Annotated in this window: 18 protein-coding genes and 1 tRNA gene; 3 read left to right on the forward strand and 16 right to left on the reverse strand. The window is 60.3% G+C overall.

Going from position 1 to position 22,409, the window contains the following annotated elements:
- Window positions 1–471: PAS domain S-box protein (locus HYT87_16630; GenBank protein MBI2061366.1), on the reverse strand; the 471-nt coding region annotated here is incomplete at its 3' end.
- A 394-nt stretch (window positions 472–865) separates the two neighbouring features.
- On the reverse strand, window positions 866–1,765 hold the full coding sequence (locus HYT87_16635) for a WYL domain-containing protein (protein ID MBI2061367.1): 900 nt from the start codon (window positions 1,763–1,765) through the stop codon (window positions 866–868).
- A 71-nt stretch (window positions 1,766–1,836) separates the two neighbouring features.
- Between HYT87_16635 and HYT87_16640 the strand changes: the two genes are divergently transcribed.
- Window positions 1,837–2,898: a hypothetical protein gene (locus tag HYT87_16640; GenBank protein MBI2061368.1), complete on the forward strand. Its 1,062-nt coding sequence runs from the start codon at window positions 1,837–1,839 to the stop codon at window positions 2,896–2,898.
- 1 nt (window position 2,899) lies between these two features.
- Here HYT87_16640 and HYT87_16645 read toward each other — a convergent pair whose 3' ends face one another.
- Genes HYT87_16645 through HYT87_16670 form a run of 6 tightly spaced genes read right to left on the reverse strand, consistent with a single transcriptional unit; the run spans window position 2,900 to window position 9,529 of the window.
- Complete coding sequence (locus HYT87_16645; GenBank protein ID MBI2061369.1) at window positions 2,900–3,739, reverse strand: ABC transporter permease; 840 nt, start codon at window positions 3,737–3,739, stop codon at window positions 2,900–2,902.
- Window positions 3,740–3,742: 3 nt separating this feature from the next.
- A complete protein-coding gene (locus HYT87_16650; protein ID MBI2061370.1) occupies window positions 3,743–4,717 on the reverse strand; it encodes an ABC transporter permease in 975 nt (324 codons plus the stop codon).
- 12 nt (window positions 4,718–4,729) lie between these two features.
- Complete coding sequence (locus tag HYT87_16655) at window positions 4,730–6,436, reverse strand: peptide-binding protein (protein ID MBI2061371.1); 1,707 nt, start codon at window positions 6,434–6,436, stop codon at window positions 4,730–4,732.
- Window positions 6,437–6,440: 4 nt separating this feature from the next.
- Window positions 6,441–8,189 (reverse strand): tetratricopeptide repeat protein, encoded by a 1,749-nt coding sequence (locus HYT87_16660; protein ID MBI2061372.1) that lies wholly within the window; start codon window positions 8,187–8,189, stop codon window positions 6,441–6,443.
- A 15-nt stretch (window positions 8,190–8,204) separates the two neighbouring features.
- Window positions 8,205–9,059 carry an HDOD domain-containing protein gene (locus HYT87_16665; GenBank protein ID MBI2061373.1) on the reverse strand — a complete coding sequence of 285 codons (855 nt, stop codon included), beginning with the start codon at window positions 9,057–9,059 and terminating at the stop codon, window positions 8,205–8,207.
- Window positions 9,059–9,529 (reverse strand): chemotaxis protein CheD, encoded by a 471-nt coding sequence (locus HYT87_16670; GenBank protein MBI2061374.1) that lies wholly within the window; start codon window positions 9,527–9,529, stop codon window positions 9,059–9,061. The genes HYT87_16665 and HYT87_16670 overlap by 1 nt, the downstream gene beginning before the upstream one ends.
- 103 nt (window positions 9,530–9,632) lie before the next feature.
- Here HYT87_16670 and amrS point away from each other — a divergent pair, with 103 nt between their 5' ends.
- Window positions 9,633–10,751 (forward strand): AmmeMemoRadiSam system radical SAM enzyme, encoded by a 1,119-nt coding sequence (gene amrS / locus HYT87_16675; GenBank protein ID MBI2061375.1) that lies wholly within the window; start codon window positions 9,633–9,635, stop codon window positions 10,749–10,751.
- A gap of 73 nt (window positions 10,752–10,824) precedes the next feature.
- On the opposite strand, the gene dprA is transcribed toward amrS, so the two are convergent.
- The 6 genes from dprA to HYT87_16705 form a co-directional block, all read right to left on the reverse strand.
- On the reverse strand, window positions 10,825–11,919 hold the full coding sequence (gene dprA / locus HYT87_16680) for a DNA-protecting protein DprA (GenBank protein ID MBI2061376.1): 1,095 nt from the start codon (window positions 11,917–11,919) through the stop codon (window positions 10,825–10,827).
- Between the two features lie 9 nt (window positions 11,920–11,928).
- On the reverse strand, window positions 11,929–13,059 hold the full coding sequence (locus HYT87_16685) for a LysM peptidoglycan-binding domain-containing protein (protein ID MBI2061377.1): 1,131 nt from the start codon (window positions 13,057–13,059) through the stop codon (window positions 11,929–11,931).
- A gap of 53 nt (window positions 13,060–13,112) precedes the next feature.
- Window positions 13,113–13,841: a tol-pal system protein YbgF gene (gene ybgF / locus HYT87_16690; GenBank protein ID MBI2061378.1), complete on the reverse strand. Its 729-nt coding sequence runs from the start codon at window positions 13,839–13,841 to the stop codon at window positions 13,113–13,115.
- Between the two features lie 87 nt (window positions 13,842–13,928).
- Window positions 13,929–14,003: transfer RNA gene (locus HYT87_16695), tRNA-His, on the reverse strand.
- Window positions 14,004–14,125: 122 nt separating this feature from the next.
- Window positions 14,126–15,064 carry a transposase gene (locus HYT87_16700; GenBank protein ID MBI2061379.1) on the reverse strand — a complete coding sequence of 313 codons (939 nt, stop codon included), beginning with the start codon at window positions 15,062–15,064 and terminating at the stop codon, window positions 14,126–14,128.
- A 96-nt stretch (window positions 15,065–15,160) separates the two neighbouring features.
- Window positions 15,161–16,666, reverse strand: coding sequence for an amidohydrolase family protein (locus HYT87_16705; protein ID MBI2061380.1), 1,506 nt, complete (start codon window positions 16,664–16,666; stop codon window positions 15,161–15,163).
- A gap of 446 nt (window positions 16,667–17,112) precedes the next feature.
- On the opposite strand from HYT87_16705, the gene HYT87_16710 reads away from it, so the two are divergent.
- Entirely contained in the window at window positions 17,113–18,861 is a 1,749-nt protein-coding gene (locus tag HYT87_16710; GenBank protein ID MBI2061381.1) for a carboxypeptidase regulatory-like domain-containing protein, read from the forward strand.
- A 66-nt stretch (window positions 18,862–18,927) separates the two neighbouring features.
- Here the strand turns inward: HYT87_16710 and HYT87_16715 are convergent, their stop codons facing one another.
- Both HYT87_16715 and HYT87_16720 read right to left on the reverse strand, forming a co-directional pair.
- Window positions 18,928–20,472, reverse strand: coding sequence for a hypothetical protein (locus HYT87_16715; protein MBI2061382.1), 1,545 nt, complete (start codon window positions 20,470–20,472; stop codon window positions 18,928–18,930).
- Window positions 20,469–22,379: a M6 family metalloprotease domain-containing protein gene (locus tag HYT87_16720; protein ID MBI2061383.1), complete on the reverse strand. Its 1,911-nt coding sequence runs from the start codon at window positions 22,377–22,379 to the stop codon at window positions 20,469–20,471. The genes HYT87_16715 and HYT87_16720 overlap by 4 nt, the downstream gene beginning before the upstream one ends.
- Between the last annotated feature and the right edge of the window lie 30 nt (window positions 22,380–22,409).

Raw genomic sequence — 22,409 nt, forward strand, 5'->3', positions numbered from 1 at the left:
CTGCGCGGTCACGTCGCGGGCCGCGGCGAACACACCGAGTACGTTGCCTCGCGCGTCCTTGTAGACCGACGCGTTGTAGAGCACGTCCGTGAGGCGGCCATCCCTGTGGCGGATGGTCAGCGGGTAGTCGGTGACGAACCCCTTGGCAAAGACCTGCTGATAGCCCTCTCGCGCCTTCTCGGGTTCGGTAAAGTAATCTGAAAAGTCGGTCCCGATGAGCTTCTCGCGCGAAACGCCGGTGACCTTTATGGAACCCTCGTTCACATCCGTGATCTTGCCTTCCGGGCTGATCGTCACGAGCGGGTCAAGACTTGCCTCGATGAGACTGCGGGCGTACTGGGATGCCTCTTTCTGCGCGGCCGCATCTTGGGGCGCCTCGGTGCCCGAACTGACACTCGCCTCCAATCGCTCGGTCCGGCGGAATTTCGCGACGGAGCGGGGTTGAACTCGATTCTGACTACTGACCTTCATGTTTTCCCTCCCTAAAGAACGTTTTCGACTTGACTACAGATTTCTCCGTGGAATGACTTCAATAACTGGCAAGGGTATTGAATATGGGGGGTATGGAGCGTCGCACCGGATGTGCTGTTCAGAAAGTCAATGACTGACAATGACTTCACCAGACATCCATGGGTGCGATGCTGAATCTCAACTCGAGAAAACTGCCCCATTTCGTCCCTCCATCGATCATGTGTGATCGTAGGCCGATTCTAGGCAGTCCGATCGAACTTGTCAAACGTAAAACAAAGTATACGAGTCTTTAATTAGGGTGAATACCCCATAATACGATACCTCTCAGTAATTTCGGCTCCGGCGTCGAGGCTGAACCTTGATAGCAGCCACGGAAGTTCAGCCTCTATGGTGGCTAGCTGAGGTGCGCGGTGGGATCCGGGACGGCGTGGGGGGCGGTGTCGGCGGGACGCTCGAAATTGTCGCTCGTCAGTTTCCAAGCGGTGATCCGATCGAGGCGGAAATTCCGGCTGGTCCCTTTCAGGTGGCAATAGCCGACGAGATAGTCGTGAGCGCTGAGCTTGACGATCTTGTAGGGGTCCACCACCCGCTGAGACTGATGCCCCCGCCCGCCGCTCACGTACGTGATCAGTACGCATCGCTGATCGCGGGTGGCCTGGATGAGATCGTCGTAGAGCTGGGGCGGATAGATATCGGGCTCGATCTCCCGGGGGTCGAAGGTGAGGGCCGGACCGTGGATGTCGATGAGGTCCTTCAGCGTTCCCAACCCATGTTCCTCTATCTTCCCCAGGAAATTCATGAAAATGGTGTGGAGGTCCCGCGCGTCCCGTTCGGCCCGGTGGTAGAAATCGGTGGGGAGGGAGAACCGTGTCCGCAGGATGTCCATCGAGTGTCGTTCATATTCCGGATAGAGTTTGCGGGAAAGCGTGAGCGTATCGATCACAATGTTGTCGGGGAAGCCCAGCTTGAGGTCGTTCATGGCGCTGGAGAAGAAACCGATGTCGAACGAAGCGTTGTGGGCCATCAGGACATCTTCGCCGATGAATTTCAGAAACCCGGGCAGCACCTCATCCTGCGTGGGCGAATGAGCCACCATGCCGTCGGTAATCCCGTGCACTTTTGAAACTTCGGGAGGGATCGGGCGCATCGGGTTGACCAAGGTGGCGAAGGTTTCCACGACCTCCGCTCCCTTGGCGCGGATGGCGCCGACCTCCACGATCCGGTCTCCACGCCACGGGTTCAGCCCCGTCGTTTCGAGATCGAAGAAAGTGAGATTGCGGTTTCGAAGGTCCACCCTCCCTCGTTCTATGAACACCGGCGGTGTTTGTCAAATGTGCGGGAACAGGATAAATATCGCTCGTTCAAATGACGATCCCAACCGTCATATTCTGGGCGATCACTCAGATCACGTATCCCCTGGTCGAGGCCGAGCATTTCGGCGTGGATCTGGACTTGGACGCCTACTATTCCGCCGTCGCCGCGTACGCGAGCATCGGCACCGCCAGGCCCGAGTTCGGCGAAGGCGAGGAAGGCGAGATTTACAAGTACCTCTGGGCGAACTTCCTCAAACCCCACACGATCCTATTCGAGGCCAGCACCTATCCCATGCCGCTGGCCGGGATCGCCTTGAAAGCCAACACGGGGGACCGGTACGGCGAGCCCCCCGCGGCCGTCGGGGACAATCCGAGGGACGACCCCTCCATACGTCCCAAGAGCAGGACGAGCATTGCCGAAATTCTCACCGCCGGATTTGAGGAGCCTTACGCGTTTTCGCTTTTCGCAGGCAACCTCGCCTCGTTCAAGTCGCCGGTTCCGTCCGTGAAGGGAATCGCGTATGCGGGATATCTGTTCACCTTCGGCACGCAGCACATCAAGAGCAACAGTCTGATCGACACCCGTTGGTACGAGTTCGAGGGAAAGCTCAAAGGGGATGACATCAAGATCTATCGCAAATTGAAATGGAGCTACCGGATCGGTGGGCGGGTGTTCCAGGATCCTGAAATCTCAAATTATGTTTACTTCTCGACCCTCCGCGACCGGATCGACTTCACAGGCAAGGGCTGGAGCCTCCTGCGAAACAGTTTCCTGGAGGTCTCCGGTTTCGCCAGCCCCACGGTGTCGACCAAGGTGGAAGACGTGCTGGTTCGCGCCCTGGCGATCGTGGGGAAGAACTTCCCTTTCTACAAAGACAAGCTCACGTTCAGTTTCGGCCTGGGGGTGGTCATCAACACGAGCGCCAAGTACAAGGGCTGCCTCAAGCTCGATACGGGGGCGCTGACGAGTCCTGAGACGCGCGCTCTCATCTCGCAATGCCGTGAGCTCAGGACGGACACGCCCGAGGGACTCTCGGCGCGCGACGACTTCATTTCATCTCACAGCAAGAAATTCGATCTCCAGCTCGCCGTTCGGCCGAACCTGAAATTCTGAATTATGAGCCCGGCGCCTGGCGGGGATCGATCGCGTCTCGAATCGCTTCGCCGACGAGATTGAATGAGAGGACCGTCACCAGAATTCCGAGTCCTGGAAATGTCATGAGCCACCAAGCCACGTGCAGGTAGTCTTTCCCCGATGTGAGGATGTTGCCCCAACTCGGCGTCGGAGGCTGGACTCCCAGTCCCAGGAACGACAGGCCCGCCTCCGTGAGGATCGCGCCGCCCACACCCAGCGTCGCGGAGACGAGGACGTAGCCCAGCACGTTCGGAAGCACGTGCCTGGACATGATCGAGCGCGGCGGAACTCCGATGGCTCTCGCGCTGGTCACGAACTCCAGCTCACGGATGCGCAGGCACTCGCCTCTCACCACGCGTGAAAGCCCCGGCCACGAGGTGATCCCGATGACGGCCATGACTTTGAAAATGCCGGGTTCCAGGAGCGAAATGACCATGAGGATCAGGAAGAACGTCGGGAAGCAGAGCATGATGTCCACGAACCGCATGATGACGGAATCGACCCATCGTCCGACGTACCCCGCCAAAATGCCCAGGGCGGTCCCGATGACAACGGAGATGCTCACCGCCACGAATCCCACGGTCAGGGAGATCCGCGCGCCGAGGAGCATCCGTGACAGGACATCACGCCCGAGGTCGTCCGTCCCCATCCAATGTTTCCAGGAGGGAGGCTGGAGGCGGTCCAGGAGCACCTGCTCCGCGAAATCATACGGCGAGAGGGCCGAGGCGAAGATCGCGACAAAGGCCAGGGCCATTAGCAAGAGGAGGCCCGCCATCCCGGAAGGGTTCCGCCGAAATCTCTGGATGTAGATGTTCAGCATAAACTATTTCGCCAGTCTCACCCGCGGATCGACGACGGCCACGCCGACGTCGGCGAGGAAATTCCCCAGGAGAGTCAGGAAAGCGACAATCGTCCCCAGCCCCATGACCACGGGATAGTCCCGGGCCATCATCGCATCCATGCCGAGCCGGCCAAGACCCGGATACGCGAAGATCGTTTCGAAGATGAACGCGCCGCCGATGAGGTCGGGCAGCATGAGGCCCATGAGCGTCACCATCGGGATCAACGTATTGCGGAACGCGTGACGCCAGAAGACGCGCTGCGAGCTGAGGCCCTTGGCGCGGGCGGAACGCACATAGTCCTGCCGGATGACTTCAAGAAGCATCACGCGGGTGTAGCGGGAGAGAAATGCGAGGCCGGTAAACGCCGCGGTGAGGGACGGCAGGATGAGGTGCTGCGCGGTGTCCCAGATTCTTCCCCCGAAGCCGAGATCCGTGTAGTTCAGCGAGTGCAACCCCGATACCGGGAGCCATCCCAGCAGAATTCCAAAGAACATCATCATAAGGAGGCCGAACCAGAACGTCGGCATCGAGAATCCGATGAATACGAGCACCGCCAGGCCGCGGTCCACGAGCGAGTTCTGCTTGATGGCGGACACCGCTCCGATGGGGATCGCGAGGAGAAAGATAAGAATCATCGTGCACAGGTTCAGGAGCAGGGTGTTGGGAACGCGCTCGACGATCTTGTCGATCACCGGCCGTTCATCTTTGAACGAGGTCCCGAAATCGAGCCGGGCGATCCGCTTCATCCAGCGTCCGTACTGGATGTACCAGGGCTGGTCCAGCCCATAGAGGACTTTCAGCTTGTCTTTGATCTCCGGCGAGGTACGGGCGGACATCTCCGTGGCCAGGTCGATGGGGCCGCCCGGCGCGAGCTGCATCACGCCGAAGGTCATGACCGTAATCCCCCACAGGAGGAAAAGCATGGAAGCCAGTCGTCGGCCGAGGTATCGCGCCATCGCCGGTCCCTTCTACTGCTCGAACACCGGCACGGGGTATTTCCGCTTTTCCGGCGGCACGTGCCACTGGTTGAAGTTCCAGAAGAGGCCGAGCGCCGAGACGGACGGCCCTTCGAACCGTCGGTGAACCACCGGCGTCGCTTCGGGGTAGTACAAGAAAATGTAGACCAGATCGTCGTGGATCAGCCGGTGAATTCGCCGGTAGATTTTCTGTCGTTCGGCCTGCTCAAACGTCACGCGGCCGCGTTCGAGCAGATGATCCACTTCCGGGTTGTTGTAGTCGACAAAATTGTACTTCCCGGGTCCCGTTTGCGAGGAGTGCCAGATCAGGTATTGGTCCGGATCGCGGCCCAGCGACCAGCCCAGAATGACCACATCGAACGCGCGCGGTTCCACGAACTTCTGGATGAAGGAGCTCCACTCGACGATGCGGATGGTCACATCCACGCCGATTTTCTTGAGTTGCAACTGGAGGACTTCCGACGTGAGTTCCCGCACTTTGTTTCCCTGATTCGTCATGAGCGTGAAGCGAAACGGCTTCCCGCCCCGATCCAGAAAACCGTCACCGTCCGAATCGGACCACCCGGCTTCTTGCAGGAGCCGGCGGGCTTCCGCGGGATTGAACGCGATGTCCTCCACCCCCGGATCGAAAGCCCAGCTCAGCGGCGGGAACGGTCCGGTGGCCGGGCTGCCCAGACCAAGCAACACGCCATCGATGATCTCCTTCTTGTTCAGGGCCATCGCAAGCGCAAGGCGGACCCGACGATCCTGGAACAGCGGATTTTTCAGATTAAAACCCATGTAGCTGTAGCTGAAGCTCGGAAAGCGGAACTTCTGGTGGTTTTCGAAGAACACGTCGTACGCCTTGTACTGGTCCGGCCGGAGAACCATCGTATCGATCGATTGTCTCCGAAGCTCGAGGAACTGGACGGCCTGGTCGGGGATGATCCGGTAGATGAAGCGCTGTACGTGAGGCCGTCCCTCGAAGTAGTTCGGGTTGGCTTCAAGGACGATCTTCTCGTCCGTTCTCCATTCGCAAAAGGTGTACGCCCCCGTTCCGATCGGGCAGCGGTTGGCGGGATGGGAATTGAAGTTCTCCACGGTCTTGGGCGGATCGGTCTTCGGTCGGCAACGCGTGGGAGGACAGGCAAAGGTTTTTGCCTCGTAGACATGCTTCGGAATGATCGAAATCATCCAGCTTTCGAGGGCGGGCGCGAACACTTCTTTGTAGCGAACGACAACCGTGTGGGGGGCCGGAGCCGTGACCGATTTCACAAGCTCGTAGTCTGAAGAGTACGGCGTTCGAACCTTCGGATCGACCAGCCGTTCGTAGGTGTAGAGCACATCGTCGGCGGTGAAGGGGGCGCCGTCATGCCATTTCACGCCTTGCCGCAGATGGAAGGTGATGGTTCGCCCACCTTCGGCCACTTCCCACTTCTCCGCGAGCACGCCTTGAATGTCCAAGTTGGGTCCGTACTTCAAGAGTCCGTCGTAAACCATTCCATTGATGTCGCCGGAGGCGCTGTCATTGGAGAGCACCGGATTCAGCATGCTTGCGTCACCGATGGAGGCGTCGACGAACGCATCACCGTCAAATGGGTGCAGCGCACCCTTCACCAACCGCTCGGGCCGCGTGGGACTTCCGGCCGCGGTGCAGGCGAGGATCGAACAGGTGAACAGGGAGATCCGTCCCGCCCGTACGCCCACCTTCACAGGCATGAACCTACAGCCTCACGCCGCGCGGCTCGATCTTGCGGCGCAGCCGCTGCGTCTGGTCTTCCTTCGGGGAGAGCGTCAACGCCTTCTTGTAGAATTCCACTGCGACCGAGAGTTCCCCGAGATTCCAGTGCGTATCGCCAAGGTGCTCGTTGATGACGGGGTCGTCCGGCGTGATCTGGACGGCTTTCTTCAAGAGTTCCAGCGCGCCCTCGAAATCCCCTTTTTGGAAATATACCCAGCCCAGACTGTCCATGAAATAGCCGTCGTTCGGCCGCGCCTCCAACGCCCGGCGGACGAGCGATTCCGCCTCATCCAGATTCCGGCCTTCCTCTGCGTAGCTGTACCCCACCCAATTGAGGGCATTGGGATGACGGGGGTTGCCGGCCAGGATCCGCTTCATCGTCTCGATACTCGCCTCACGCCGTCCGTTCTGCTCCTGCACAATGCCCAGCTCGTAGAGGATGGACTCACTGTCAGGCTCCAGTTCCACCGCCTTCTCCAGGGCCTTCTGGGAGGCGCCGAAATTCCGCTGATCCTGATAGATCAACCCCAATCCTTCGTGAAACCGTGCCTCCTGGGGATGCCCGCGGATCAGACCCTTGAGCCGCCTCTCCGCCCTGTCCCATTGCTTCTGACGCCCCTCGAGGAAGGAGAGCCGGACCATAGCCTCAGGGAATAGTTCCGATTCGGGCCCCACCTTTTCCAGGAATGCGGCGGCCTCACCCGGCTTCTGTATGGCCTCCAAAGCCACGCCCGCGCCGTAGAGGGCGTCGTCCAACCCCGGGGCCAGTTCGAGGCATCGCCTGAAGGCATCGACGGCCGGCGCTCTCTTGTCGTCCTCAAAGAAAACCCATCCCAGAGCCAGGAAAAAATACGGCTCATCCGGATACGCGGAGGCCAGGGTCAGCAGAACAGACTCCGCCTTGGACCATTCGCGCGTTGCCCAGATCCATTTCCAGAGCTTCGACCTCGCCCCTTCATGCGAGGGGGACAGGAGTAGAATCTTCTGAAGCTCCTCCACGGCCTGGGGCCTGCGTTGCGTTTCTTCGTAGAGGCGGTGGCGCTCCCAATGCAGATCGACGGAATCCGGCGCTCTTTCCAGCGCCCGGTTGAGCAAGGCTTCCGCTCCCGCCGCGTCTTTGCGCAGGGCGGCCAGGCGGGCCGCGTAGAAGAGAACGCTGGGATTCTCAGGCTGGGAGGCCAACAATTCCTGCACCTTTTTTTCGGCCTCGTCCAGCCGACCCCCTTCGATGTCGGCGGATGCGATGAGCAGGTCGATCCCCGGGTACGCGGGATCGAGGCCTCGGACCTTCTCGTATTCGCCGATGGCCGCCTCCCAGCGTCCCGTTACGGTGTAGATTTGCGCCAGCATGAGATGGGGCTCGATGTCCTTCGGGGCCAACTCGGAAGTCCGCCGGTACGCTTTCTCTGCCTCGATCAAATCGCCCTGCCGCGCCGCCGCCTGCCCGTATTCGGCCCAGATCGCCGTGGAGTCCGGCTCAAGGCGGAGCGCCTCTTGGTAGTGCCGGAAGGCGGAAGAGGTATCTCCGTTCAAGAGCTCCCGGCGGGCCCGCATGTAGAGATGATAGGAATCGGCTTCGGGGCTCAACTCGACCGGGGCGACATCGGACTTCTGGGGGCGAAGCGTAGCGCAGGCCGTGAGGGCGACAACGCCGAACAGGAGGGGGAGGAGGTTCTCGACTCCGCTTCGCTCCGCTCGAACATTACCCTTCGAGCTTGTCGAGAAGTCCATTCGGTTGGGGGACTCTTATTGTTCGAGGAGCGACATATCCACGCTGGAGGACAGCCTGAAGATGACCCCTTGGAGATCGTCCTCGACCATGTTCAAAGCCTTGAGGGATCCGGGATCCATCTCGTAGTACATGCTGTCCACCCCCACGCCCTTCCCCATCATCAGGCAGGCCACGTCCGCCAGGTGCACCACAGAGACCAACTCAGGGTCACCCTGCACCAGCTTGGGCGTGTGGTGGTAGCGGATGGCAGCCACCAGATCGAGGGGAAATCTCCACTTGCGCGCCACTTCGCTCCCGATTTCAGCGTGGTCGAATCCCAGCAGCCGTTTCTCGGCCTCAAGGAAGGACACCTTTTCCTGCTCCACCATCTCCATCACGCTGTCAAACACCTGCCCAATGTACGTGCTCATGACGAGTTTGCCGATGTCATGGATCAGCCCGGCCGTGAAGGCGACCTCCTTCAAAGGCTTCTTTCCCGTCCGGTCGGCGAGCATCTCGGCAGCAAAGGCCGCGTACACCGAATGTTCCCACATCTGGCCCTTGAGCATCTTGTACCCCTTCAGATCACGCTCGTAGATCTTGTAGAGGGACCCCGCCAGCACGAGGTTGTGCAAGGTGTTGAATCCCAGAAACGCCACTCCCTGCTGAATATTGTTGATTGGCTTGAGCACCCCGTAGTACGGCGAGTTGGCAAGCTTGAGCACCTTCGTGGCCAGCGCCTGATCGGTGGAAACGAGATCGGCGATGTGTTTCGCCGTGCAGTTGGGTTTGGCCATGGTCTCTTTGATCTTCGTCACCACTTGCGGGATGGGAGGAAGATCATCCACCGACCGCACGATCTTCCGTTTGAGCTCGAGCGAAATGGACACTAGACCTCCAGCGGGTCGCCCATCAGATGTTTCACGAGCACTTTGCCTTCGCGGAGACGCACTTGGACGTCACGCTTCCTCCGGCCTCCTACCTCCATGCCTCCGACATTGAGACCCTCCTCGCCGAGTATCTTCTTGGCCATTTCTACGTTCTGCTGGCCGATGGACAGGGCGCTCGCCCCCATGAGGTCGGATCCTCCGATGAGTTTCACGACCAGCTCATGTTTTGAAACACCCTGGTTTTCCATTTCCGCGATCAACAGCCGTACTCCCGTATCGGTAAACTTGGACAAATCCGCGCGATTGTTCGACGTGCACCTGGGGAGCAGCGCGTGAAAGGCCCCTGCCACCATTTTCTGCTTTTCAAGCATGACAACGGTGATTCCCGAGGTGACGTTCGGAATGTCTAAAATCTTATCACCCCCGGCGGCAACCTTCAATTCGCCGATCTTGATCATGAGCGATGGCATCGCGGGAGAGAATAGAAGAACTGGGGGCCAGCGTCAATGAACTCCGACGCTGGGTGCGAAGGCGTATTGCTCCCCCGTTCGGCCCCACGCTATAGTAGGAAGGATGGAAACCAAACGGAGAGAATACATCGAAGCGGACACCATTGTGGGCGATTGGTGGCATCCACTCCCCGACGGCCGGATCCAGTGCGACCTCTGTCCCCGGTATTGCAAGCTGCACGAGGGCCAGCGGGCCTTTTGTTTCGTCCGCCAACGCCGGGCCGATCGAATCGTCCTGACCACGTATGGGAAGAGTTCGGGCTTCTGCATTGATCCGATCGAAAAGAAGCCGCTCGCCCACTTCTATCCCGGCTCCAGTGTCCTCTCCTTCGGCACCGCCGGCTGCAACCTGGGATGCAAGTTCTGCCAGAACTGGGATATCAGCAAGGCGCGGGAGGTGGACCGCCTCTCGGAAGCCGCATCACCTTCGGCCATCGCGGAAGCTGCGGTTCGCGCCGGATGCCGGAGCGTCGCGTACACATACAACGACCCCGTCATTTTCGCCGAGTACGCCATCGATACGGCGCTCGCCTGTCGCGAGCGGGGCGTCCTCAACGTTGCCGTCACGGCGGGCTACATCGCCTCGGAGGCCCGGAAGGATTTCTACAGCGTGATCGACGCGGCCAATGTCGACCTCAAGGCCTTCACCGAGGAGTTCTACCACAAGACCTGCTACGGCCATCTGGAAGAGGTACTCGATACCCTGGCCTACCTCCGAAACGAAACCCAGGTCTGGCTCGAAGTCACCACGCTGCTCATCCCCGGTCAGAACGACTCGGAGGCGGAGGTCGATCAACTTTGCGAGTGGTACCTGCGGACCCTCGGGCCGGACGTGCCGCTGCATTTCACAGCGTTCCATCCGGATCATAAGATGACCGACACGCCCCACACGCCGCCGGCCACGCTCTCCCGCTCGCGGCGCCAAGCCCTGAAGGCGGGGATCCACTACGTCTACACGGGGAACGTCCTCGATGCGGACGGGCAGAGCACCTACTGTCCGTCATGCGGACAGTGTGTCATCGAGCGGGACTGGCACCAGCTCGGCCGGTGGAGCATGGACGAAGGAAAATGCTCGGCGTGCGGCACGGTAATCGCGGGCCGCTTCGGGGCGTTGCCGGAGAATTGGGGTCGACGAAGAACCCCCGTCACATTCCACACCGCCACTCCGGGGCCGCGGGCATGAAGCCTGCGACGACCGTCTCGAACATCTCTCCGGGGTAGCCGAGGGCTTTAGCCCGCGTCTTGCGGTCGAGGATTTACTTCCTCGCAAACAACTTCCCTGCGAATTGCTCCACGAATCCCACCAGCTCCAAACGGAGAAGGATCTCGGACACGCGGGCGGCGCCCAACCCGCACGACTCGATGATCTCATCCACGTGGATCGCTTCGGAGCCGAGTCGCTCCAACACGATTCGATCGAGTGGAGAAAGCGCGGAAAGATCAGGCGGGGGTAATGCGCCGGGCGCCCCTTTCCTGTCCGGAAAAAGCTCCTCAAGGATGTCGTCCACCCCGCTCACCAGCTTCGCGCCCTGTTGGATGAGCGCGTTGGTGCCCTTCGATCCCCGTGAATAGATGCTCCCCGGCACGGCGAAAACCTCCCTCCCCTGATCGAGCGCGCGCTGCGCGGTAATGAGCGAACCGCTCTTCTCCGCCGCTTCCACCACCACGACGCCCCTCACCAATCCGCTGATGATCCGGTTTCGGAGAGGGAAATTCCCCGCATCCGGTTTCGTGCCAAAAGCATATTCGGAAAGGATGGCGCCGCGCTCGGGAATGCTTTTGTACAACCGGACGTTTTCCGCGGGGTAGACCACGTCCATCCCGCATCCCAGCACGGCGAGGGTCCGTCCGCCGGCCTCCATCGCGCTCCGGTGCGCGGCCGCGTCGATTCCGCGAGCCATCCCGCTGACCACCGTCACACCGCGATGCACCAACTCCCCCGCAAGATGTCCGGCCGCCCGCACCCCGTCTCTCGATGCCCCTCGTGAACCGACAATGGCCACGGCGTCGTTCTCTTCCGCTTCGAGTTTCCCTTTCACATAGAGGCAGAGTGGAGGGTCCGGAATTTCAGAAAGGAGCGACGGATAGACACTCGAACCGAGCGGCAACAGATCCACACCGAATCGGGCTGCCTGCTCGACCTCCCGATCCACCGCTTCCCATTCGTGGAACTTTCGCAGCGCCGCCGCCAATTTCGGACCCACGCCATCCAATTGCGTCAGGGCGGACGGCTTGGCTTCAAGAACAGCTTTTGCCGATCCAAACGCTCGAACGAGCATTTTTCCAATGACCGGCCCAACGCCCGATACCCGCCCAAGCCCCAGCGCGTATCGGGCTTCGCTCCCCCCCATCGCTTGCCTCTAATCCGATCTGATCTTGTCGCCCACCTGCACCGGCGAATTGCTTCTCACGATGAGTGCCGTTGACGTCGTGGAACCTACCCGGAGAATTACGATCTCTCCCACCGTGACCGGCGGGATCAGGAGCCCGCCCACTTCCTCCTCCGACCGCACGATCTTGAAAACCTGTCCAGCCTCTGCCCCGCTTCCCGCGCCGAGATCCGTGTAAACGATGTGCCCCTGGCCGAGAAACTGGACGTCCTCCCTCGCCGCCACCACATAGCCCTCGATGCCTTTCCGGCCTTTCTTCACCAGCACCCTTTCGGGCACGGTTTGCATGGGTACGATGAGATCCTCGGTGGCAATGTAGTCGTAAGACACCAGCACGCGCGCGCTGGCGGATTCGGTGGATGTGTCTTCAATCTCGACGGAGCCGAGAACCTCGATCCGATACCCGAGGTCATCCCCCGTGTCGGGATGCTCGATCTCCTCGCCCACCCGCACCACGAGATACTTTTCGCCTTTCTGTACAGTGGGGGATTCCTCAAATTCAAGGTAGATGACATCGCCCTGCCCCATGAGACGCCGACCGTCCATCGTGCCCAGGACGCGCGGCGCCTCTTCGTATTCCTCCTCCGTGATGAATCCGGTGCCCAGCAGCCCCTGGTAGACGATCTCTCTCGGCTTATCGAGGCTCGGGATGACCCGGAGCGCCGGGGGTTCGATCTTTTTGGGAGGGACGAGCTTCATGACGGGCATTTCAGGCGGCGCTTCAGGCGGAGGGACGAAGGGTACGGGGGGCGGCTCGAAAGCGGGGGCCGCGGCAAGCTCCGGCGGAAGATCGGGCACTGCCTCAATCCGGATGGGCGGAATGATCAGCGTCTGCCCGGGATAAATCCAGTGAGGGTTCCCGACCGCGTCGCGATTGGCATCCCAGATATCGTTCCATCTCCAGGGCGAGGAAAAATAGCGGGTTGAGAGGTCCCAGAGGGTGTCCCCGTCCTCTACGGTGTGCGTCTGCTGTTCCCCGGATGTTGCCGAAGCAACAGCGGCCGACTCGGTGGAAGGTTTGGAGGATTCGGTTGGAGGCTCGGTTTGCGCCCCGTTCGATTCGGCCCATGAGGCCGTGCTGATCAGCAGACCCACAACCATACCGGCTCCCCCTTGTGCCATCCGTGGCCAATACATTTAGCGACATCCCCCTTCTATTTCAGTTCCTCCAGTTTCCTCTGTGCTTGGTTCGCCGCGAAGCTGAACGGGTGTTCTTCGATCACCCGTTTGAAGCTCGATCCGGCCTGATCCGTTTCACCCAGGCGAAGGTGGCAGTAACCGATCTTCACGAGCGCATCAGGAACCTTGTTCCCCTTCGGGTACTGCTCGATCACCCGGTTGAACATTTGAAGCGCATCTTGAAACTGGCCGCGCGCGTACTTCACTTCCCCCTGCCAGTACATCGCGTTGTCCGCGTTCTCGTGGGCGGGATAGAGTTCGAGAAATTCCTTGAAACCCCTTTCCGCATCGTCCAGCTTCCCCTTCTGGAATTTCCCGAAGGCATCGTTGTAGAGCGAAATCGGGTCCATCTTCGTGATGGTTTCATTGGTCAGAATCTTCCGCGGTTCAGGGGAAGGCGACGCACTGGAGGCAGGCTTGGGCAGGTCGGTCGTGGACGGTACGATCTTCGTGATTTCGAGCGGTTTCTGTTTGTCTTGCTCCACCGTTTGCAGCCGCTTGTCCACCTCCACCGTACGCTGGCTGACGATTTCGACGCGGGAGTCGAGATTGTCCATGCGCAGGTTCAGATCGACGAAGCTGCGTTGAAGATCCGCTAGTTGGGTCTTGATGTCCTGGGCTTCCTTCTCTTTCAGCCCGCCGGCACAACTTGCCAGCACAAAGGCCAGACCCGTTCCGAGTGTGAACTTGGGAAGTTTCCTCATCGCCTTAGCTGTATATTATCCCGCTCATCCGACTGATTTTCAACCGAAAACCGTGCGCAGCGGGCCATCACCCGCGCTCAACGCGGGGGTGGGCGACGGGATTTGAACCCGCAACCCCCAGTGCCACAGACTGGTGCTCTAACCAAGTTGAGCTACGCCCACCGTATGGATTTCAATGAGGCTACGCCGATGTCCGCCGATTTTCAAATTTTCATGCCGCTGGCTCTCGCCAACCCACATACATCGTACACCTTGATATTGGGGTCAAGGCTTTACTTGACACATTATCTTCCATCTCGCAGGCGTGAGAGGGTGCGAGAAAAGGACCGATCCTTTCTCATCATGGCCTCCGCCGCCACACAGGCACGGGTGACCGCGCTGTCGCTGCCCAGACCGAAATGCGCCTTGATCTCCTCGTGTGGGAAACCCGCCACCCGACAGGCGACATAGATCGACGCGTTTCGAGCCGAATTGAGTCGCCCACGCCGACTGTTCATGAGTACCTCGCGCCGAACCCCCAAGGCCCGCGCCACGGCGTCCGATACCACACCCAAGCTGGGAAACTGAGGGGTTCGTTCCGAACGGGGGTGCCGGTCGGAGGGCCGAATACCCTTCGGGATCCGAACCTCAAACCCCTCCCTCCCCAAGAAGGGGCTGTAGCGCCTTCGCTGGTAAAACTCCTGAAGGCTCTTCTCATTCCCTTCCGCCACAAATTCTTCAAAGGCCCGCAGGCTCGAAAAGCGTAAAAGCACCTCCTCTCCGGCCAGCCAGGATGGTCCCGATCGCATCCGATACAAACGGTGGCTGCTCCAGGCATAGTCCGCCGGGGACCGCACCACGCCCGCCTCAACTGGGTTGAGATGGATGTACCGGACGAGTTGAAGCAGGTACTCCTCCGCCTCCACCAGAATTGCCTTGTACCGCCCGCGGAACAAGGGGCCATTCCTTCCCCGCTTCCGGTTGAAACGCTGCGTGTATACCCCATCCACGTGCCGCATCACCCTCGAAAGATTTCCCCGTGGAGTCCGAAGGAATACATGGTAATGGTTCGACATGAGGCAATAAGCATAGGTCACGACTCCCCACCGCCTGAACGCGTCCTCCAATAGCTCGGTGAATCCCTCCGCGTCCTCATCCGTCACGAACGTCTGCATCCTCCCCAGCCCCCGGTTCATTACGTGGTAGTAGGCACCCGGAAACTCGATCCGCAAAGGCCGCGACACGCCCCGACTCTACCCAGCCCATCGAGTTATGTCAAGTAAAGCCTTGACCCCATAGCCGATGGGGCCACCCCTTCCGGAGGATGGGTGACATCACATTCACAGGTAGATCGATCTCAACAATTCCCAACCGATACCCAGCGTCTTCAAGACACCTGGGATCAGCGGACCTGACCTTGCCCCCGCCGGACAGAAATCGACCAATTTTCCGGAATCGCAACGAACGATGCGCCCATCTCTGATAACCGCTGCCGGGCGAGCTACCGTGCCCAGGTCGGCCAGAGGGTCTTCGGTCAAGATCAGCGCGTCGGCCAGCACGCCCGGTGTGAGCCCCCCCAGGTCATCCCTGCCCAAGGCGCGCGCGCTGCCGCGGGTGGCCGCCTGCAAAACCACACCAGCCGGCAAACCCGCTTTCTGCATTTCCAGCATTTCGCGACCGGCCGAGCCGTGCAAGCCGTAGCAAAAAGAAGTATCCGTACCAAAACCCAGCTCGACGCCCGCTTTCCACAGTTCGTAGAGGTTTTGACGCGCCGTGGCCATGGCCGTTTCAAGGCGGGATTTTTTCAATCCTGGCAGGAAATCTCCCGGGATGTCATTGCCCGGCAGTTTCATCCGGCGGTCGAAATCCAGCAACCTGCCGTAGAAGTGGGGTAGGACTTGTGGCTGGAGTTCGGCCACCAGCCCGCTATTTTCGAGCGCCTCGCCGAACGCCGCAAACACCCAGAGGGTGGGAATGACTATGACCCGGTTGCGCGCGGCCTGTCGAACAATTTCTTCAGGCAACGGCAAGAAAGAGCTGTGCGCGATGACGGGTGCGCCTGCCGTCAGAGCGCGACGATACCCCTCGGGGGAATGGGCATGCACGAAGACCCGCAGGCCCTGCTTCTTGGCCTCATCTACTGCTGCGCTGAAGACGTCCTGATCCATGATCTTGAGGGGGCGTTCGTTGTAGGCAAGCTCCATAGCCGCGATCTTTACCAGGTTGGCGCCGGCGTTCTTGATGCGTCGGACGGTGGTGCGAGCATGGTCCGACGAATCCAGGCCAATAGCCACAACCAGTTCCTCCGCCAGATTAGGGTCCAGCCAATCAAAGGGATATCCTTCCGGCGCGGTCAGGATCGGGCCGGCGACAATGTAGCGTGGCCAATCTTTCCCGGCCTCCACCTCACTTTGCAGCCGGTCGCGAAGAGCGACACTCCCATATAGCGGTCCGCCGAGATCGACCACCGTCGTCTCGCCGTAGCTGAGCGCCACATCGAAATTCATCGGGATCTGGCGCACGTTCTCCCAGCCCACCCCCTCGTCTCCGCTGCACAGGCCGGCTCTCATCATGTGGGTATGCCCATCGACCAGGCCGGGAGTCACGAACAACCTGCCGCCGTCCAGGATACGGGTTGTCGCGTCGGCCTTGAACTCGCCGGCCGGCACAATTCTGCCGTCGCGGATGAGCAGGTCGCCGCGAGAAAACTCGGTCGAGTTGCCGATGAAGATTTGCGCCCCTCTGACCAGAATCGTTTGCCGCGGGTAGGTTGCCGGGGATTCAGCAAGCAGCCAATAGGCCGCCACCAGCAAGGCCGCAGCAGACGAAAAGATCCAGCGCCTCATCGAACGCCGGTCGCCCGACTCACCTTTTTCTGTTCTCTTTCATCGGGCGGACAGCGTGTTTTGCTCAGGATGAGGCCCAAGCCAGTTCACCCCACCCGTCTCGATATCGTAAATCGCGCCGACGACCTTCTGTGGCCTGCCATCAGTCTCCTGAGCGCCGCATCCGGAGAAATTCCAATGCCTTCTCCCGACGACCTCAGCCCTTCCGGGCGCATCCCTCTACGCTTGCGCGGATCCATGTTCCTTGACCTCTTTAGGATCATGTATCACAGACGGCCTGAACCGTGTAGATGCGAATGTAGCCGTTCTACCTCCCATCCTCACCCCATGCCGAGGACGGTATGGGGGACAAGAACGTTTCATGAACGTCGGACTTTACCCCACCCTCTCACCGGATCAAAATAGGATTGCACCCAACCCATTCGACGGCTACGCTTGCCACTGCCATGAAGCACTGGCCGCACGTTCGATGGTCCCATCCCGCCCTGACACTGCTCCTTGTCGCAGCCACCCCCTTCGCCGTCTCCGCTGGCGGTATCCGCGGTAGCGTCACCGATTCGGCGGGCGCGCCGGTACCGGGCGCTCTTGTAACGGCAACCGTCACCGAACGGGCCGAGCACCATACGGTCTATTCCGACGGCGAGGGGCGCTTCGCTCTCCTCCTTCCCACCGTCGGAACGATCCAGATGCGGGCGCGATCTCAAGGATTCACCGACGCCGGCACGGAGCCGGTGAAGCTTTCGAGTCAGCCCATTATCAGACCCTTCGTGCTGAAACCGGTGTCGCCCGCGGATCGCGCCGCCCTCGCGCCGGCCAGCGCATGGTATCGCAACGTCCGATTTCCAACGCCCAAGCTCCAAGCCGAGTTCGCCATCCAATGCGGCATGTGCCATCAGCAGGGAAATCTCTTCACGCGCATCCCGCGGGCGGAGGCGGATTGGACCCGTGTGCTCGACCAGATGGCAGCGATGGGCGGTGTGGTCACGAAGGAACTGCGGAATCAGATTCCGAAAGTCCTGAACAGCACCTACACAAGTCTCCCGCCGGAAAGCGTTCGGTCCCCGGCGATTCCTTCAGGCCCCCTGGCCGGAGTCGAGATCACCGAGTGGGACATCGGAGCAACCACTTCCATGCCCCATGACGCCATCGTGGGATCCGATGGCAGAATCTATTCTGTCGACATGCTGGGGGACAACCTATTTCGGCTAGACCCTGTGACCGGCGAACGGCGGCGATGGTCCATTCCGCCGGAAGGCGCGCCGCCCGGCGGACTCATGGGTACCATCGCTCAACGAGGGTTCGGCGCATTCCGGGCCGCGCCCCGACTCGGGCCTCACAGCCTTCAGGAAGATTCCGCCGGACGGATCTGGATCACGCTCAGTTTCTGGAAGGGCCTGGTCCGTTTCGATCCCAAAACCGAATCGTTCACCCATGTCCACCAGGGGCCAAGCGGCCGGTACCCGCACACTCTCCGCTTCGACCGGGACGGACGTCTATGGTACACGCTGGCCGTGTCGAATCAGGTGGGACTGGTTCTGCCCGGTCGGGACACCGCCAAACTCATCAACCTCCCCACGCGCGATCTCCTCCAGAAGTTCTTCATGCGCACGATCCGGTTCTGGATGAAGATCGGGCAACGTTTCCCCATGAAAGTCACTCCGGTGAATGATCCGGAGCTGATGCCCATTGCCTACGGGTTGGACGTGGCCCCGGATGGTGGGATCTGGTTCAGCCAGTTCAACAATCGCCGAATCGGACGAATCGATCCTGCTACCAAGCGAATCGATACGTTCGATACACCCTTCTACGGTCCGCGGCGCCTGCGCGTCGGAGCGGACGGTATCGTCTGGATCCCCGCATACGTCGACGGCGCACTCGCACGGTTCGATCCCTCCACGAAGAAGTTCAAGGCCTTTCCCCTGCCCTCACCCGGGGATTTCCCCTACGCACTCAACATCTCCACCCGATCCGGAAACATCTGGATCTGCGGAGCGAACAGCGACACCCTCATCCGATTCGAACCGCGAACCGAGGCCTTCACTTCCTATCCTCTTCCCACGCGTGTCACGTTTTGCCGCGACATCGACTTCGACGAGCAAGGAAACGTGTGGACGAGCAATTCAAACCTCCCCGCGTGGCACGTGGAGGGACAGCAACCTAGAATTATCCGCCTCTCCGTTCCCGGAGGCGCCTAACCCCACCCGTGCCAGGAACTGACTCTTCCAACTCCAGGGCGAGCACTTCTCGTTCCGGCGGAGAGATCAGGGTGACAAGCCCACCCGAAACTGCGGATTTCTTTCGTCGTAGTACTTGAAGAAGATGATTTCAGACAGTCTCATGGCACGATCCTTCACTCCCGGATCGGTGGGATAGCCGTCCGCCAGGAAAATGATCGGATCGATGGAGGCCGGATACGCGCTGTCGGCCGGGGCGAATGAAAATCCGGGGACGTCCTCGTTCTGATCGACCAGATCCACGATTTGCTCAAAATAGGTATCGGCGACGCGATTCGCTTCGCGCACCCTTTGAGACATTCCGAAGGATAGGATGGCGCTGAACAGAACAAACCCCTCCAGAGCAAGCGTCAGCCCCATTCGACGCGACCATTCCGCGGAGTCGAAATCGAGCACCGCGTAGGCACCGATAACGGCCACCAACGTAAAAAAGTAGAGGTAGTAACTCACACCGACAATATCGCCCAACGAACGCCCAAACCCGATGACGAGCGCATACGTGAAGGCCATCCCGGCCATCAACAAGGCCAGCGGCCACTCGGCCATCCAGGCTGATCGGGTGAACGCGAGAACCGCTGACAGAACGAGGAAGATCCCCAAGGCTGCGTTGATGACGTAGGGAGCCGAGTCCCGCGTCCAAACAAACCGCTTCCCGAATCGCTGGTATGGCACGATTTGATGGTCCACCGCCGTCGGCAGAAACGTCTCCCCGGCCCATCGCCCCACCGCCGCCGCGGCGCGTCCCACCGCACGCACGGAGTTTTCAAACGCCATGATGTTCTCCACGCCGTCTTTTCGATGCACGTAGAACACCTTCTCGCGGCCGACGCGATGCGGGAGATACACGGCGGTGAAGAGGACCGCCGGGACGAGGAGCGCGGCCCATGACCCTACGGACAACCGAGCAGCACGCCGTCGCGCCACCAGCGCCGTATATCCGGCCATGAGCATCGACAGGGGCACCATCACTTCATAGAACCCGACCGCCAGTGTCATGGCGGCGGCGTATGTCCAACGGTCTCGCCCCCGCCCCAGGCCGGCCGCCATTCGCCTGAGCGGACCCAGCGAGGCGATGAAAAACAAGAAGGACCAGAGGTATCCGCCGATGCAGTTCCACATGACCATCTCGATGAGACCGGGGGCGATCGAAAAGAATAGCGCGAATAGACCGGCAAACCAGGAAGGTCGAAGCCGCCACAAGAACCGGTAGAGAAGAAACACGACGGCCAGATGCAACGCAAGGTTGGCCGCGTTCCAGTAGACGTAGTGGTACTTGAAGAGCCAGTTCTCAACGGCCACCCACGAGAACAAGAGCGGACGAAAAAGCGAATTATCTCCTTTGTAGTAGCGGCGGGATTGCGGGTAGTCATAGTGCCGGAGACCGTCGAGGAGCGAATGCGACCCTTCAAGATCGGCGAAATACCAGATCTGGTCCGTGACGAACATTCGGTGGAGCGAAGGGACGTATACGATGAGGTTGGCCGCCAAGATAAGGACGGGAAAAAGGAACTTCAACGCGGGAGGGGTGTTGGCCGGGCGTACGGGTCTGCCGGCCGCAGAAAGTTCGCTCACTGTGGACGCGGCCTCCCCGCTCGGCCTCTGAGAATCAGAATCCAGGCCATCATCACGACCCAGGAGAGATCCGGGGTCGAGCGGCCGAAAGCTACGCTTGCGCAGCCCCATGTCCATCCGGGATCGTCCTTTGCAAGGGTATCCAGGGACAAGCGGAACGGAAGAATCCCCCCGCCGCATTCGTCTTTGAAATCGGGCGCGGAGAGAAGGTCGTACGATGTCTTCTTCGCCAGGGCCGGAGACACTGTCAGGCGCGTCCCATCCGTTGAGAGGCCCAATGTGAAAGAGGCCTCGGGGTTGAATGTCAGCGGCGGCGCGGCGTCGGGATCCTCGCTGATCGGCACCGCTCTGCTGAAATCGAGATTGAGCTGAGGCTGGGTCGTCATGTGGCCGAGATCGCTGTCCGCAGTCGGATTCAGGAGCTCCGTCCACGCGATGGGACAGCCGTTTTCATCGGGCGCGCCCACGTCGGTAATGTAAATTCCCCGGCATTCATCATCGTATCCCTTCGATCCCGGCTTGGTTGCGCAGGTCCACTGGGTTGCTTCCTTCGACCCAGGGAACGGATCACTGGAACCGGCTCGGCTGCCGGCCCCGCGCAGGTCGTACCTCCCGTCTGCCTCAACAAGCCTTAAGCACGGGTGGTTCTCATCGTCGTTCACGGTGTTGTCCTCGTATCGCTCCGCGCACACTTTGTCATCGGCATGCCAGATAAGAAGACCCTGCCCGGGAAGCTTCTCGTCGAATCCGGTCTTGAGGCGGCATTCGATGAGAAAATACTCCTGGTCAACAATCGGGATCTTGTAGGCGACCGGCTGCCTTTCGATGGGAGGCAGCGTAACGCCGGACAGGCAGCGCGGAAGCGTGATCGGCTCGATGAGGCCCACATACATTTTGCTCCAGGCGGACAGATGTGAAGGACGCTCGGGCGAGCGCCGATCTCCGCCGTATCCTCCGCTGCTCATGAGTTCCCATTCACCGGCGCCGCCGCTGGTGGTGCCGTCGGTTCCGGTGTCGTACAGGTCCGGCAGGCCGAGAGCGTGGCCGAACTCGTGTGCGAATACCCCGACCTCGACCCTCTTTCCCGACGAGCACGACATCGCCGGCTGCATGACATAGTCGTCGATTCGAATGTCCCCCCCCCGGGCAGAGGGATCGTTGGTGTTGTACGGCCGCCCGTCGAACCAGCCGGAGTACTGAAAGTAGTGCGAAAAGACATCCGTCCCGCCGCATTCCCCTCCTCTTCCACCGTGAATGAAAAAGACGGTGTCGACGAAACCGTCGTCGTCCCCCGAGTTGGGAATGCCGTCCGATCCGTCATTGTCGTATTGCGAAAAATCGACCTTCGCGTCCCATCGATCCAGGGTCTGCTTGACCATTTCGGCGGCTCCGCCGGGCAGATCTGGACACAGACCTGTACAGGGCCGGTTTTGATCGTCCTTATGGGGAGTCTGTTCGAAGAAAGCACGTTCCCGTGTGAGATCGAACCAATCCACCACGTCGCCCTGCACCATGAGCCGCCCATACGTGTATTCCAGATAGGCATCACGCAGACTTCCGGTGGGCCAGGATCCGAAAAGCATGGATTCAATGTTGAACTTGTCCCAATCCGGCTTCTCGCCGGCGTAGTACATCAGGAACACGGGAACTCGAATCGTGAATTTCCCCGTCGGCAGTCGCCCGACCCGGCTGGGGGATTTCAGAATTCCTCCCTTGATAACCGATTCCCGCCATCCGTGCAGCGCCCGACCGAATCCCTTGCCACCGGGGCGGCCCTCAAATCTTTTCTTCAAATGAGAAGGGTATTCCCGCGCCACCGAGAAAGCCGGAAGGGAAAGGAAAACCGCCGACGACATGGCCGCCATGAGAAGTCGGGCGAGACGGAGTCCTGTCAAGGCCGTAAACATTGAAGTATTCTATCATGCGATGCCGACTTT

Source organism: Nitrospirota bacterium, assembly GCA_016180645.1.
In the GTDB taxonomy this organism is placed as follows: Bacteria; JACPQY01; JACPQY01; order JACPQY01; family JACPQY01; genus JACPAV01.

Bases quoted from the DNA above. Each gene is read 5' to 3' on its own strand.
- HYT87_16640 (MBI2061368.1), top strand. From the start codon at position 1,837: ATGACGATCCCAACCGTCATATTCTGGGCGATCACTCAGATCACGTAT.
- HYT87_16645 (MBI2061369.1), bottom strand. From the start codon at position 3,739: ATGCTGAACATCTACATCCAGAGATTTCGGCGGAACCCTTCCGGGATG.
- HYT87_16650 (MBI2061370.1), bottom strand. From the start codon at position 4,717: ATGGCGCGATACCTCGGCCGACGACTGGCTTCCATGCTTTTCCTCCTG.
- HYT87_16655 (MBI2061371.1), bottom strand. From the start codon at position 6,436: ATGCCTGTGAAGGTGGGCGTACGGGCGGGACGGATCTCCCTGTTCACC.
- HYT87_16660 (MBI2061372.1), bottom strand. From the start codon at position 8,189: ATGGACTTCTCGACAAGCTCGAAGGGTAATGTTCGAGCGGAGCGAAGC.
- HYT87_16670 (MBI2061374.1), bottom strand. From the start codon at position 9,529: ATGCCATCGCTCATGATCAAGATCGGCGAATTGAAGGTTGCCGCCGGG.
- amrS (MBI2061375.1), top strand. From the start codon at position 9,633: ATGGAAACCAAACGGAGAGAATACATCGAAGCGGACACCATTGTGGGC.
- dprA (MBI2061376.1), bottom strand. From the start codon at position 11,919: ATGGGGGGGAGCGAAGCCCGATACGCGCTGGGGCTTGGGCGGGTATCG.
- HYT87_16685 (MBI2061377.1), bottom strand. From the start codon at position 13,059: ATGGTTGTGGGTCTGCTGATCAGCACGGCCTCATGGGCCGAATCGAAC.
- ybgF (MBI2061378.1), bottom strand. From the start codon at position 13,841: ATGAGGAAACTTCCCAAGTTCACACTCGGAACGGGTCTGGCCTTTGTG.
- HYT87_16705 (MBI2061380.1), bottom strand. From the start codon at position 16,666: ATGAGGCGCTGGATCTTTTCGTCTGCTGCGGCCTTGCTGGTGGCGGCC.
- HYT87_16710 (MBI2061381.1), top strand. From the start codon at position 17,113: ATGAAGCACTGGCCGCACGTTCGATGGTCCCATCCCGCCCTGACACTG.
- HYT87_16720 (MBI2061383.1), bottom strand. From the start codon at position 22,379: ATGTTTACGGCCTTGACAGGACTCCGTCTCGCCCGACTTCTCATGGCG.